This is a genomic window from Shewanella mesophila (genome assembly GCF_019457515.1).
GTDB classification, from domain to species: Bacteria; Pseudomonadota; Gammaproteobacteria; order Enterobacterales; family Shewanellaceae; genus Shewanella; species Shewanella mesophila.
In genome coordinates, this window is the sequence record NZ_CP080421.1 from 2,050,582 (window position 1) to 2,063,686 (window position 13,105).

General features: G+C 44.3%; 11 protein-coding genes. 8 read left to right on the top strand and 3 right to left on the bottom strand.

The annotated features are described in order from the left end of the window. Nucleotides 1-201 precede the first annotated feature (201 nt). The gene (psrA, locus tag K0I73_RS08950; protein ID WP_220064109.1) at nucleotides 202-840 is read left to right on the top strand and encodes a TetR family transcriptional repressor PsrA; all 639 of its coding nucleotides are present in this window, start codon (nucleotides 202-204) and stop codon (nucleotides 838-840) included. A 10-nt stretch (nucleotides 841-850) separates the two neighbouring features. After that, a complete protein-coding gene (locus tag K0I73_RS08955; RefSeq protein WP_220064110.1) occupies nucleotides 851-3,127 on the top strand; it encodes an acyl-CoA dehydrogenase in 2,277 nt (758 codons plus the stop codon). 68 nt (nucleotides 3,128-3,195) lie between these two features. On the opposite strand, the gene pyk is transcribed toward K0I73_RS08955, so the two are convergent. Both pyk and K0I73_RS08965 read right to left on the bottom strand, forming a co-directional pair. Next, the gene (gene pyk / locus K0I73_RS08960; protein ID WP_220064111.1) at nucleotides 3,196-4,635 is read right to left on the bottom strand and encodes a pyruvate kinase; all 1,440 of its coding nucleotides are present in this window, start codon (nucleotides 4,633-4,635) and stop codon (nucleotides 3,196-3,198) included. Between the two features lie 183 nt (nucleotides 4,636-4,818). Beyond that, on the bottom strand, nucleotides 4,819-5,673 hold the full coding sequence (locus K0I73_RS08965) for a MurR/RpiR family transcriptional regulator (RefSeq protein ID WP_220064112.1): 855 nt from the start codon (nucleotides 5,671-5,673) through the stop codon (nucleotides 4,819-4,821). Nucleotides 5,674-5,982: 309 nt separating this feature from the next. Between K0I73_RS08965 and zwf the strand changes: the two genes are divergently transcribed. From zwf to K0I73_RS08985, 4 genes are read left to right on the top strand one after another with little or no spacing between them, the layout of a single operon-like run. Then, nucleotides 5,983-7,455, top strand: a complete 1,473-nt coding sequence (gene zwf, locus K0I73_RS08970; protein WP_220064113.1) for a glucose-6-phosphate dehydrogenase — start codon at nucleotides 5,983-5,985, stop codon at nucleotides 7,453-7,455. A 12-nt stretch (nucleotides 7,456-7,467) separates the two neighbouring features. Next, entirely contained in the window at nucleotides 7,468-8,166 is a 699-nt protein-coding gene (pgl, locus tag K0I73_RS08975) for a 6-phosphogluconolactonase (RefSeq protein WP_220064114.1), read from the top strand. Nucleotides 8,167-8,175: 9 nt separating this feature from the next. Next, a complete protein-coding gene (gene edd, locus K0I73_RS08980) occupies nucleotides 8,176-10,002 on the top strand; it encodes a phosphogluconate dehydratase (protein ID WP_220064115.1) in 1,827 nt (608 codons plus the stop codon). A 20-nt stretch (nucleotides 10,003-10,022) separates the two neighbouring features. Next, nucleotides 10,023-10,664, top strand: a complete 642-nt coding sequence (locus tag K0I73_RS08985; protein ID WP_220064116.1) for a bifunctional 4-hydroxy-2-oxoglutarate aldolase/2-dehydro-3-deoxy-phosphogluconate aldolase — start codon at nucleotides 10,023-10,025, stop codon at nucleotides 10,662-10,664. 53 nt (nucleotides 10,665-10,717) lie between these two features. On the opposite strand, the gene eco is transcribed toward K0I73_RS08985, so the two are convergent. Beyond that, nucleotides 10,718-11,284, bottom strand: coding sequence for a serine protease inhibitor ecotin (eco, locus tag K0I73_RS08990; protein WP_220064117.1), 567 nt, complete (start codon nucleotides 11,282-11,284; stop codon nucleotides 10,718-10,720). Between the two features lie 246 nt (nucleotides 11,285-11,530). On the opposite strand from eco, the gene dmeF reads away from it, so the two are divergent. Continuing rightward, nucleotides 11,531-12,610, top strand: a complete 1,080-nt coding sequence (gene dmeF / locus K0I73_RS08995) for a CDF family Co(II)/Ni(II) efflux transporter DmeF (RefSeq protein WP_220064118.1) — start codon at nucleotides 11,531-11,533, stop codon at nucleotides 12,608-12,610. Between the two features lie 13 nt (nucleotides 12,611-12,623). Continuing rightward, the gene (locus tag K0I73_RS09000) at nucleotides 12,624-13,031 is read left to right on the top strand and encodes a MarR family winged helix-turn-helix transcriptional regulator (RefSeq protein WP_220064119.1); all 408 of its coding nucleotides are present in this window, start codon (nucleotides 12,624-12,626) and stop codon (nucleotides 13,029-13,031) included. Nucleotides 13,032-13,105 lie beyond the last annotated feature (74 nt).

Here is a 13,105-nt window from a genome sequence, read left to right on the forward strand (position 1 = left end):
TTATTCTTGTGTGATCTAGTTTACTTAATTTGGTTAAATAATGCAGGCTGTTATCAAAATGCATTTGCACTATTGGGAGTAAACTTAGTTCAGCAGTGATTTATCCGTGCTTACAACCGCATTACATCTGAATTTCATTTGACAAAAAGTGTACCAGTGTTTAATTTAAACGCATGTTTAAATCAGAGTTAAGGTCACGGAATGGCAAATCGATCCGATACTAAAACAAGAATACTGGACGCCGCAGAAAAGCTGTTTGCTGAACGTGGATTTTCAGAAACCTCTTTACGACTTATCACAAGTAAAGCTGAAGTGAATCTCGCTTCCGTTAATTATCATTTTGGCTCGAAGAAAGAGTTAATTAGAGCCGTGCTTGCTCGCTATTTAGATCGTTTTATGCCTGATGCATCGAATGAGCTAGAACTGCTAAAACAGAGCTCAGAGCCATCACTTAATGATATTTTTTCATCGTTGGTAAAACCTTTACTGGAGTTAAACAAGGTAAAGGTTGAAGGCACCCGCACTTTCTTACAACTACTTGGTCGGGGTTATATTGAGAGTCAAGGCCATTTGCGCTGGTTTATCACGACTCATTACGGTGAACATTTAACTCGATTTGTCGACGCGGTAGCAGAAAGTGCACCACATATTCCACCTGCAGAGATGTTCTGGCGGCTACACTTTACGCTGGGTACCGTTGTATTCACTATGGCATCCGCCGATGCACTAACAGAGATCGCAGAAGCCGATTTTAACGAACACAACGATATTGAAGCCGTTATTCGTAAAGTTATCCCATATATTGCTGCAGGCGTAGCAGTACCAGTAAGTACCCAGTAGGGGAGGCGTTATGACTGTTTTTATTTTAGTACTATTGATTTTGATAGTGCTGCTAGGTGTTAAAAATATTCGGATGCAATTTATCACGCGTCCAGTGTTCTCGTTTTTCAAAAAGGTATTGCCACCGCTCTCTAATACTGAAAAAGAAGCGATGGAAGCGGGTGATGTGTGGTGGGAAGGCGAACTGTTTAGAGGAAAACCTAATTGGGACACTCTCCACAGCTATGGTAAGCCGCGATTAACCGAAGAGGAGAAGTCTTTTATCGACAATCAGGTGATGACAGCGCTCACTATGATTGATGACTTTGATATTGTACAACACCGCAAAGACCTGCCGCCAGAGTTATGGGACTACTTTAAGAGAGAGGGGTTCTTCGCACTTATTATCCCCAAGGAATATGGCGGTAAAGCATTCTCGGCCTACGCCAACTCCACTATTGTCAGTAAGCTTGCTAGCCGCAGTGTTAGCGCAGCCGTTAGTGTGATGGTGCCTAACTCTTTAGGTCCTGGAGAGTTACTTACTCACTATGGGACCAAAGAGCAGCGTGATCATTGGCTGCCATTGCTCGCGACAGGTGAAGCCGTTCCTTGTTTCGCGTTAACCGGTCCAGAGGCTGGCTCTGATGCTGGTGCGATTCCAGATGTTGGTGTGGTATGCCGACAAGAGTTTAATGGTGAAGAGGTTCTTGGGATTAGCCTGACGTGGGACAAGCGTTACATTACATTAGCGCCAGTCGCTACAGTACTTGGCCTCGCGTTTCAAATGCGCGACCCTGAAGGCTTGCTTGGCACTAAACAAGATATAGGTATTACCTGCGCGTTGATCCCTACCGATCATCAAGGGGTCAATATCGGCCAACGGCATAATCCGCTAGATATGGCTTTCATGAATGGGACGACTGACGGAAAAGATGTCTTTATTCCCTTAGATTGGATCATAGGTGGCCCTCAATATGCTGGTCGTGGCTGGCGAATGCTGGTTGAATGTCTGTCTGCGGGGCGAGGGATTTCCTTACCAGCACTTGCGACGGCGACTGGACACTTGGCTACCAAAACGACTACGGCATATAGCTTTGTTCGACATCAGTTTGGTCTGTCTATTGGCCAATTTGAAGGTGTTCAAGAAGCGATGGCGCGAATTATCGCCAACACTTATCAGCTTGAAGCCGCTCGACGTTTGACCACAACCGGGATTGATTTGAAAGTTAAGCCTTCAGTGGTTACCGCGATAGCCAAGTATCATATGACAGAGATGGGACGTGATGTCATTAATGATGCGATGGACATTCAATCTGGCAAGGGGATACAACTGGGGCCTAAAAATTATCTTGGTCATGGCTATATGGCGACACCTATCTCCATTACGGTTGAGGGAGCGAACATTCTCACCCGTAGTTTGATGATCTTTGGTCAAGGTGCTACTCGCTGTCATCCTTATGTACTAGCCGAAATGGAAGCCGCCGCAATGGAAGATCAAAGCGCAGCGCTCGAACGTTTTGATAATCTCTTGATTGGTCATATGGGCTATGCGGCGCGTAATGCGTTTAGTGCTTTGTTTAGCGCACTTTCGGCGAGCAAGTTTAATTCAGCCCCTGTTAGTGGTTGTACAAAGCAGTATTATAAAGATATGACGCGTCTGTCTGCTGCGCTTGCATTTATGACCGATCTTTCCATGTTGATTATGGGCGGCGATCTTAAGCGTAAAGAGATGCTTTCAGCCCGTCTTGGCGATGTACTCAGTGAGTTGTATTTGGCTTCAGCGACGCTGAAATTGTTTGAAGATAATGGTCGTCAGCAAGATGACTTACCAGCGGTACATTATGTGATGCAAACACGGTTACATAAGGCGGCAAAAGCATTACAAGATACATTAAGAAACTTTCCAAATCGTCCTATCGCTTGGTTAATGCGAGCAATCGTTTTCCCTATTGGTAATCACTTCAATGGACCTGATGATAAATTAGCGATTAATCTTTGCCAGGGAATGTTAAAGCCCAGCCCTGCTCGCGATAGATTGACTTTCCTTTGTCCTGATTTTGATGGCGATGAAGGTGGTATTGCCGAAGTCGAAAAGGCATTCTTGGCACAATATCAGTGCCGTAAGCTTCATCGTCAGATCAAAAAGGCACAAAAAGAAGGTGAGTTACCTAGCAAGTTACCGACATTAGTTTTGTATCAACAAGCACTAGCGGTTGGTGTCATTTCCGCTGACGAACATCAGCAACTAATTGATGCTGATAAACTTCGTAAGGCGGCTATTGATGTGGACGACTTCGAGCGTTTGTAACCTATGAGGTAAATTTTAGGTATAAAAAAGGTACGCATGATGCGTACCTTTTTTGTCTCTAAGGAGATTTAAGCTACGATAAGTACCTTGCTGGTGTTAGTACCACCAATGGTCTCCATCGCATCGCCTTTAGTCATTAGCACCATGTCACCGCTATTTAAATAGCCGGCGGCTTGCAATGCTTCCAATGCTTTCTTAGCAAGTTCATCTGCAGGGTGTGCAGTCGAATCGAAGTAGAAAGGTTGAACACCGCGATAAAGCGCCATCTTAGCCAGTGTCGTATCATGACGAGATAAGGCCAAAATGGGTAACGCTGAACTGATGCGAGACATTAACTGAGGTGTCGCTCCAGATTCAGTTAGCGCGACGATCGCTTTAACGCCTTCTAAATGGTTAGCAGCGTACATAGTAGAAAGCGCGATCGTTTCTTCAACAGAAGTAAAACGCTCATCTAATCGATGCTTGGACACTTGCACGCTTGGGTGAGCTTCGGCACCTAAACATACGTTTGCCATTGCTAAAACAGTTTCTTCAGGGAAATCGCCTGCAGCAGTTTCTGCTGATAACATTACCGCATCGGTACCATCAAGTACAGCGTTGGCTACGTCCATCACTTCTGCACGAGTTGGCATTGGGCTAGTGATCATCGATTCCATCATCTGGGTCGCAGTGATCACTGGCTTATTGAGCTGACGTGAGCGGCGGATGAGTTTCTTCTGAACGGCAACTAATGCCGCATCACCAATCTCAACACCCAAATCACCACGAGCAACCATGACGGCATCAGATGCTAAGATCACATCGTCCATCGCTTCGTCAGTAGCAACGGCTTCAGCACGTTCTACTTTAGATACAATCAATGCATTGCTACCGGCTTTTTGAGCTAGCTCACGAGCATAATTCAGATCAGCACCAGAGCGAGGGAATGATACCGCGAGGTAATCCACTTTAATTGCCGCTGCAGTGATGATATCGAGCTTATCTTTTTCTGTCAGCGCTGCTGCAGAAAGACCGCCGCCTTTTTTGTTGATCCCTTTGTTATTTGAAAGAGGACCCGCAACGGTGACAGTAGTGTGAACCTTGTTACCTTCAACTTTTTCAACTTGAAGTTGAACACGACCGTCATCGAGCATCAAGATATCGCCAATGGTGACGTCTTTTGGTAACTCTTTGTAATCGATACCAACTTGATTCTCATCACCTTGACCTTTCTCTAGATCGGCATCTAAAACGAATGCTTTCCCTAGATCAAGTTGGACTTTCTTATTGTCCTTAAAGGTAGATACGCGGATCTTTGGACCCTGTAAGTCACCTAAAATAGCAACATGTACACCAAGTTCTTTGGCGATGTTTCTAACATCTGTTGCGCGTTTTTGGTGGTCTTCAGGTGAGCCGTGAGAAAAGTTGAGGCGAACAACGTTTGCACCAGCTTTGATGATACGACGTAGGTTGTCGTCACGATCGGTAGCTGGACCGAGTGTTGTTACAATTTTGGTTCTGCGGAACATGAGATACTCCGTTAAGTTTAAAAAAATCTTACTCTATATTAACAGACAAAAATGACTTTTGTAGGAAAATTACAAACAAAATGATCTATCTCAAGTTATTATTTTTGTGAAGTACTACGACTAAAAGGTAAAAAAAAGGCGGAAGGATATACCCAAGCCGCCTTTTATCCTTACAAAACCGAATTATAGTATCGATTCTTTCTCTATGCGCGACTCTTTTAAAGCTTCTTTTACACGTTTGAGACTTTCTCTAAAACGCGGTCCTCTGCGTAGGGTAAAGCCTGTCGCTAACACGTCAACGATAACCAGTTGAGCAAGACGAGATGCCATAGGAAGATACATATCGGTATCTTCTGGTACTTCCATGGTTACTGGTAATGTGCACTCGTTCGACAGTGGTGAGTTGCGAGAGGTTATTGCAATTACCGCGGCACCATTTTCACGGGCTAGACGCGCAATATCGATAAGTGATTTTGTACGGCCGGTATGTGAAATAAGGACGACAACATCACCCTCTGTACTGTTAATACAACTCATACGTTGCATAAGCACATCGTCAAAACAGATCACGGGAACGTTAAAACGGAAAAACTTATTTTGCGCGTCGTGTGCCACAGACGCTGAAGCCCCTAAGCCGAAGAAAGAGATCTTGTTGGCTTGGGTCAGTACATCTACAGCCTTGTTGATTGCCGCTGTATCTATACTCTGCCTTGCTGTATCTAGCGCTGCCATTGATGATTCAAAGATTTTCGTCGTATAGGAATCAGGACTGTCATCCTCTTCAACATGACGGCTCACATAAGGTGTACCGTTTGCTAAGCTTTGGGCCAGATGCAGTTTGAAGTCAGGGAATCCCTTCGTATCTAAGCGACGACAAAAACGGTTAACCGTGGGTTCACTGACATCTGCCATCTTTGCTAGGGTTGCGATGCTAGAGTGAATTGCTGTCTGAGGCGATGCTAAAATGACCTCAGCGACTTTGCGCTCCGATTTACTGAATTGCGTTAGGCTTTTTTGAACCTTTTCTAGGGTATTCATATGCGTACATCCACTCGATAGTAATGTAATTATATTTATTCTTTTATGTCGTTAAAGAAACAAACAAAAAGTGCTAAAGTTTGGTCTATATAACGAATTATGATCTAACTTCAAAGCAAACTTTCTACTACATATAGTAATTTAATCACGAAAAGCATATCAGATTTTGAGGCCTTGTTGCTAGTTTACTAATAGCGCAATTTTCACAAAATTATGATGCAATAATCAAATTCTGTTGTTATATTACAACAAACGTGTGTATTTCTCATTGACTCGATGGGGCACAGTGACATAGGAGATTTTTAAGCTATGGGCATGACATCACCAGAAGCCAAAGCTTGTGATTTTGTATTGTTTGGAACTAAAGGCGATTTAGCACGACGTAAGTTACTGCCTTCTTTATATCAATTAGATAAGGCGGGTCTGCTTAATGAAGAGACCAAAGTGCTCGGTGTTGCTAAAGATGCGTTTACTCAAGATGAATATCAAGCGATGGTTATCAAGGCGCTAAATAGCTTTGTTAAAGAACCGCTTTGTACCGATACGCTTGAACGTTTCTTAAAACGTTGTATCTATATTGGTACGAATTTTACCGACCCAGAAGGTTACAAAGCGTTTCATGAGGTGTTAGAACCTGAAAAGCGCGTCATGGTTAATTACTTCGCTACTCCTCCTGCTATTTTTGGTGATATCTGTCGTTGCCTCCACGAACAAAATCTGATTTATCCTGATACCCGTGTTGTTCTCGAAAAGCCAATTGGTTCCGATCTCGAATCGTCAAAAGTGATCAACGATCAGGTCAGTGCCTATTTTAATGAGAATCAAGTTTATCGTATTGATCATTATCTTGGTAAAGAGACGGTACAGAATCTCATCGCGTTACGTTTTGCTAACTCACTGTTTGCATCTAAGTGGGATAACCGCACCATAGATCATGTGCAAATTACCGTAGCCGAAGAAGTGGGTATCGAGGGGCGCTGGGGTTACTTTGATAAAGCTGGCCAGATGCGTGACATGATTCAGAATCATCTGTTACAGGTTTTGACATTGGTTGCTATGGATCCGCCAGTTAACCTGGATGCTGATAGCATTCGTGATGAAAAGGTTAAAGTCCTTAAGTCACTGAGAAAGATTGACGCCGATAACATTTACGAAAATACCGTTCGCGGACAATATTCCGCTGGTTTCTTAAAAGGCACACCTGTTCCTGGTTATTTAGAAGAGGAGGGTGCTAATACCCAATCTCATGCCGAAACATTTGTAGCGCTACGTGTCGATATCGATAACTGGCGTTGGGCTGGAGTACCTTTTTACCTGCGAAGCGGTAAGCGCATGCCGACGAAGAGCTCTGAGATTGTCGTCTACTTCAAAAATCCGCCTCACAATCTGTATCGCTCTAGCTATAGAAATCTGCCTGCAAACAAATTGACTATACGCTTGCAGCCTCACGAAGGCGTCGAGATCCAGATGATGAACAAAGTCCCTGGTCTTGAGCAGAAACAGCGTCTACAAACCACTAAATTGGATTTGAGTTTCTCTGATACGTTTAAAAATGATCGTATTGCCGATGCCTATGAACGTTTGTTGCTCGAAGCTATGCTGGGTAATCAGGCGCTGTTTGTACGTCGTGACGAAGTGGAGCAAGCCTGGAAGTGGGTTGATGGCATCATTCAAGCGTGGGAAGAAAGTAATGAAAAGCCAAAACCTTATCCTGCTGGCAGTTGGGGCCCTGTAGCATCAGTTGCTTTGATAGCAAAAGATGGCCGCTCGTGGGATGAGTAAAGGAGTTAGATTATGATTAAAGAATCAGTGTTCAAATCATTTGATAGCAAAGCTGCACTAGAGTCACAGTTAGCCGACCGCATTGCTAATCAATTGCAATCGGCGATTGATGCCCGTGGTAAGGCGAGTCTAGTCGTTTCTGGTGGCTCGACGCCGCTTGCATTATTTGAGCTACTTAGTCACAAAGCTATCGAATGGAACGATGTTTATGTCACTTTAGCCGATGAGCGTTGGGTCGATACTGAGTCTGATGATTCAAATGAATGTTTAGTCAGACAGCATCTGTTGCAAAACCGCGCGAGTGCAGCAAAGTTTCGCGGCTTAAAGAATATGTTTTCGACGGCTGAAGAGGGCGTTGAGATGGCTATTGAGCAACTCGCTAACTTTCCAAAGCCTTTTGATGTGGTTGTTCTTGGTATGGGCAATGATGGTCATACATGTTCTTGGTTTCCCTGTTCACAAGAGATAGATCAAGCATTATCAACCGATGCACTGTGTCTCGCGGTAAACCCAGGAGCGGCGCCACATGGCCGAATGACTATCTCTAAACAGGGCATTTTAGCCAGTCGCCAAATATACTTACATATTGTCGGTGAACAAAAACTGACAGTTTACCGTCAAGCGCTTGAAAATGAAGACGCCAAAACGATGCCAATACGGGCTGTATTGGGTCAACATCGCACGCCTGTTGATGTTTATTGGAGCGCTTAAGGAGCAATTATGCACGCAGTAGTACAGTCGGTTACCGACAGAATCATTGAGCGGAGCAAACATTCTCGCGCTCAGTACCTTAAAGCCCTTGATGAAGCTAAAGCCAATGGCGTTCATCGTAGTAGCTTAAGTTGCGGGAATTTAGCCCACGGGTTCGCCGCTTGTAGCCCTGCGGACAAGAGCACGATTAAGGCGCTCACTAAAGCCAACATAGGTATTGTTACCGCATTTAACGATATGTTGTCAGCACATCAGCCTTATGAAAGTTATCCGCAGTTACTAAAAGATGCTTGCCAAGAAGTCGGCAGTGTTGCTCAAGTCGCTGGCGGTGTTCCTGCTATGTGTGATGGTGTGACGCAGGGGCAACCAGGAATGGAGCTTAGTCTGCTGAGCCGTGAAGTCATTGCTATGTCGACCGCTGTTGGGTTATCTCACAACATGTTCGATGGTGCTTTGCTGTTAGGCATCTGCGACAAAATAGTTCCAGGTTTACTTATTGGCGCCCTAAGTTTTGGTCACTTGCCAATGCTATTTGTGCCAGCAGGTCCGATGAAGTCAGGGATCCCTAATAAGGAAAAAGCACGTATTCGTCAGAAATTTGCGCAAGGTCAAGTCGATAGAGCTGCGCTGCTAGAAGCTGAGTCAAAATCTTATCACAGCGCTGGAACTTGTACCTTTTACGGTACCGCAAATAGTAATCAGTTAATGCTGGAAGTGATGGGGCTGCAATTGCCTGGTTCCTCATTTGTGAATCCAGATGAGCCTTTGCGAGAAGCGCTGAACAAGATGGCGGCTAAGCAAGTGTGTCGCCTAACCGAAATGGGCACTCAATATACGCCAATTGGCGAAGTGGTTAACGAAAAGTCTGTTGTTAATGGCATTGTGGCATTACTGGCGACGGGTGGCTCAACTAACCTGACGATGCACATTGTAGCGGCCGCTCGCGCAGCGGGCATTATCGTTAACTGGGACGATTTTTCTGAGCTCTCTGATGCGGTGCCGTTACTTGCTCGTGTTTATCCTAATGGTCATGCGGATATCAATCACTTTCATGCTGCAGGCGGCATGGCGTTATTGGTTAAAGAGTTACTCGACGCGGGTCTGTTACATGAAGATGTCAACACTGTCGCTGGCTATGGTCTTCGTCGTTACACCCAAGAGCCTAAACTGATCGATAATGAATTAGTTTGGGTTGATGGGCCTACAGTATCGCTCGATAAAGAGGTGTTAACTGCTGTCTCTGAGCCATTCCAAAACAATGGTGGTTTAAAATTACTTAAGGGTAATTTGGGCCGTGCAGTGATTAAGGTATCGGCTGTAGCTGAGAAACATCGTTTAGTGGAAGCTCCTGCGATTGTTATCGATGATCAAAACAAACTCGAAGCGATTTTTAAAGCCGGTGAGCTTGATAAAGATTGTGTTGTCGTCGTCAAAGGCCAAGGTCCTAAAGCGATAGGCATGCCTGAGCTTCATAAGTTGACCCCGATCTTAGGGACGCAGCAAGATAAGGGCTTTAAAGTTGCCTTGTTGACTGATGGACGTATGTCAGGTGCGTCAGGTAAGGTGCCCGCTGCTATCCATTTGACTCCAGAGGCGTTAGATGGTGGTCTAATTGCTAAAGTACAAAATGGCGATTTGATACGGGTTAACGCGAATACTGGGGAAGTTAGTCTTTTGGTGGATGAGAGCGTTTTGGCTGCTCGTGAAGCTGGCAAAGTCGATCTTCGCCGTACCAGTTATGGTATGGGACGGGAGCTATTTTCGGCACTTCGTTCTAACTTAAGTAGTCCAGAAACGGGTGCCCGTTGCACTACGACTATCGACGAAAACTATTAATCATTAGGAAGAGTAAAGCAATGGCTGAGAATAACTGGTCAATTCAACCGCAAGATATTTATAAACGTAGCCCAATCGTTCCGGTAATGGTGATTAACAAGATAGAAGACGCCGTGCCATTAGCGCGGGCTCTGGTCGCAGGTGGGATCAGTGTATTAGAGGTGACTTTACGTACGCCTTGTGCGTTAGAAGCTATTGCCAAAATCGCAAAAGAAGTACCAGAAGCCCTTGTCGGTGCGGGAACCGTCTTAAATGAAGCTCAGCTTCAACAAGCGGTTGATGCAGGTGCCCAATTTGTTATTACGCCAGGCGCGACTACGGATCTACTTAGAGCCGCTATGGCAGGTAATGTACCGTTAATTCCTGGCGTTGCGAGTATCTCAGAGGTCATGGCAGGTATGGAACTGGGTTATACTCACTTCAAGTTCTTCCCTGCAGAAGCGTCTGGTGGCGTCAATGCGTTAAAAGCATTTTCAGGCCCGCTTGCCAATATCCGATTCTGTCCAACGGGTGGTATTACGCCAAGTAGCTATAAAGATTATTTAGCCTTGAGTAATGTTGACTGTATCGGTGGCAGTTGGATTGCTCCAACGGATGCCATGGAACAGGGCGATTGGGAACGTATCACTAAGCTATGCCAAGACGCTATTGCAGGTATTTAGTAGACTAACGTTTCATCTAAATTAAAACCTCTGCTTAGCAGAGGTTTTTTTGGCTATTTTTCAGGAGAATAGTAATATTCGCCGTCAGTATTCCACACTTTGTACCTTAGCTGTGCGCCTTGAGGCAAGTAAAATACTTTTGGTAATCGACTATCATAGTTAAGCATTAATGATTCTGGGATAGTTAGGAAAACTTCGGTTTTTGCTTTATCAAAACAGGCCATCATAGTACTTGGGCCCTCAGTTATTGCATCAACTTGATAGTATTCATATCCCCAACCATTTAGTGTTAGCCGTTGCAAGATCCCTGTTAACCCATGCTTGTTACAATCAACCCATCGCTTTTGGCCAATGCTAACCTGAAGCATATAGTGTTGCTCGTCAGCTAATTTAGGTAAGGTGATAACATGTTGCACCATACCTTCTGTTGGTATGGGGAACATTTTACTGCTTTCGTTCTCTTGATAGTTGTTACTGTCATAAACGGTGATCATCGTTGATGAATCCATACTGATATCAGTCTGTTGTAAAGTCGTAGATTGCGCTACCGCTTGTGTGGTTAACGCAAAACCACTGACTAGGATCGTCAATTTTATCGATTGGATCAGTGTTTGCTTCATGAATGCTCCTAAGGCGTAATAAGCTTATTTTACGGTATAAACGGAGGTGACTAATAAAAGGGTTATTTATTATCAGGCTTCGGCATAAAGATTATGTTTTGAGATCTTTTCTTATACCTATCAGTATGAGTAAAAGCGTTTGTCAATGTAAGTATAAACATTTAGTTTGACTATCAAAGTATCTTGATCCAATATATTTTGATTATCAAACTATATAATTTGACTTTATTCCAGGACGCTTACTCGATGACAAATTCAGCACACAGCTTAGAACACAACATAGAGCCTTGGCAGCACCAGCATCGTTTTTCAAATATCAATACCAGCGGTGAGCGTAATACTCGTTATGTTTTGTATTTAACCCTGATCACCATGATCGCTGAAATCGTTGCCGGCACTGTCTATGGTTCGATGGCGCTACTGGCAGATGGATGGCATATGGGCACCCATGCTGCGGCATTTATGATCACCTTATTTGCCTATCGCTACGCCAAGAAATACGCAGACGATCCTAAATACGCGTTCGGTACCGGTAAAGTCAGCGTCCTTGGTGGCTTTACCAGTGCAATCGCTCTTGGATTGGTTGCGTTACTAATGGCGGTAGAATCGATAAGCCGATTACTCAACCCTGAGCATATTCAATTTAACGAAGCTATTCTAGTCGCGGTGATTGGTTTGACGGTGAACGTAGTGTCGGTTTTTTTGTTAAAAGACCATCATAGTCACGAGCATCACCATGGACACCATCATAGCTACAGTCATGACTATGATGAACATCATCACAATCATGATGCCCATCATCATAGTGGCGATGATCACGACCATCATGCTCCCCACAGTGATAGCCAAACAAAGCCAACCCATGATCATAACCTTAGGGCTGCCTATTTTCATGTTTTGGCAGATGCCTTGACCTCTCTATTGGCGATTGGCGCACTATTGTTCGGTAAATATCTAGGGTTAAACTGGCTTGATCCGGTAATGGGTATTGTTGGTGCGATTATTATTACGAGCTGGGCATGGAGCTTAGTTAAACAGACTGGACCTATATTGCTCGATGCCAGTATCGATGACGAATACATTTCAAAGATGGTGGCCGCAGTTGAAGAGGAAACCGATCATCAGGTTACTGACATTCATGTGTGGCCTGTCAGCGCTGACCACCATGCTGCGATGATCTCCATTGTGAGTCACCAGCCAAAGGATACTGACTATTTTAAGGCCAAGTTAAGTGCTTTTGAGCGTATCGACCACCTGACTGTTGAAGTGTTTACTTGTCGACAGCAAGAGTGTGGTGTTTACCAAAGTAAAACGTCAGATAAATAGAAGGAACTGAGCGTTGGATAAGTTAAGTCATGAAATTGTAGAGTTTTATGAAAAACTCTCCTCTTGGGAACACGCTGTCGTAAAAAATGCGGGATATTCATTACCCCAAGTTCATGCTGTTGAGATCTTAGGGGCCAATGGGGCGATGAGAATGAAGGAGCTCGCAGAGAAGATTGGTATCACCACTGGTACCTTGACGGTGCAGATCGATAGGATGGAAAAAGCGGACTTGGTGACTCGTAAAGCTCACGCGAGTGATCGGCGTGCAATCTTGGTCGATCTAACCGACAAGGGATTGGCCATTTATAAAGAGCATGATCAGTTACATCACAGGTTAACCAATCAAATCACTGCTAAGTTTAGTGATGACGAAAGGCAACAGTTGTTAACATTCTTTGAGCGGATCAATCAAGAGTTCTAACCTTTTTAAAACCTTGTTTATGGACAAAGATTAATCTTTAACGTTAATTGAGTATTTGTAGCGCCTAACAATGA

What these genes read in the sequence shown, in the direction of transcription:
- edd (WP_220064115.1), top strand. Translation starts at nt 8,176, where the DNA reads ATGCACGCAGTAGTACAGTCGGTTACCGACAGAATCATTGAGCGGAGC.
- psrA (WP_220064109.1), top strand. Translation starts at nt 202, where the DNA reads ATGGCAAATCGATCCGATACTAAAACAAGAATACTGGACGCCGCAGAA.
- K0I73_RS08965 (WP_220064112.1), bottom strand. Translation starts at nt 5,673, where the DNA reads ATGAATACCCTAGAAAAGGTTCAAAAAAGCCTAACGCAATTCAGTAAA.
- K0I73_RS08955 (WP_220064110.1), top strand. Translation starts at nt 851, where the DNA reads ATGACTGTTTTTATTTTAGTACTATTGATTTTGATAGTGCTGCTAGGT.
- dmeF (WP_220064118.1), top strand. Translation starts at nt 11,531, where the DNA reads ATGACAAATTCAGCACACAGCTTAGAACACAACATAGAGCCTTGGCAG.
- zwf (WP_220064113.1), top strand. Translation starts at nt 5,983, where the DNA reads ATGGGCATGACATCACCAGAAGCCAAAGCTTGTGATTTTGTATTGTTT.
- eco (WP_220064117.1), bottom strand. Translation starts at nt 11,284, where the DNA reads ATGAAGCAAACACTGATCCAATCGATAAAATTGACGATCCTAGTCAGT.
- K0I73_RS08985 (WP_220064116.1), top strand. Translation starts at nt 10,023, where the DNA reads ATGGCTGAGAATAACTGGTCAATTCAACCGCAAGATATTTATAAACGT.
- pgl (WP_220064114.1), top strand. Translation starts at nt 7,468, where the DNA reads ATGATTAAAGAATCAGTGTTCAAATCATTTGATAGCAAAGCTGCACTA.
- pyk (WP_220064111.1), bottom strand. Translation starts at nt 4,635, where the DNA reads ATGTTCCGCAGAACCAAAATTGTAACAACACTCGGTCCAGCTACCGAT.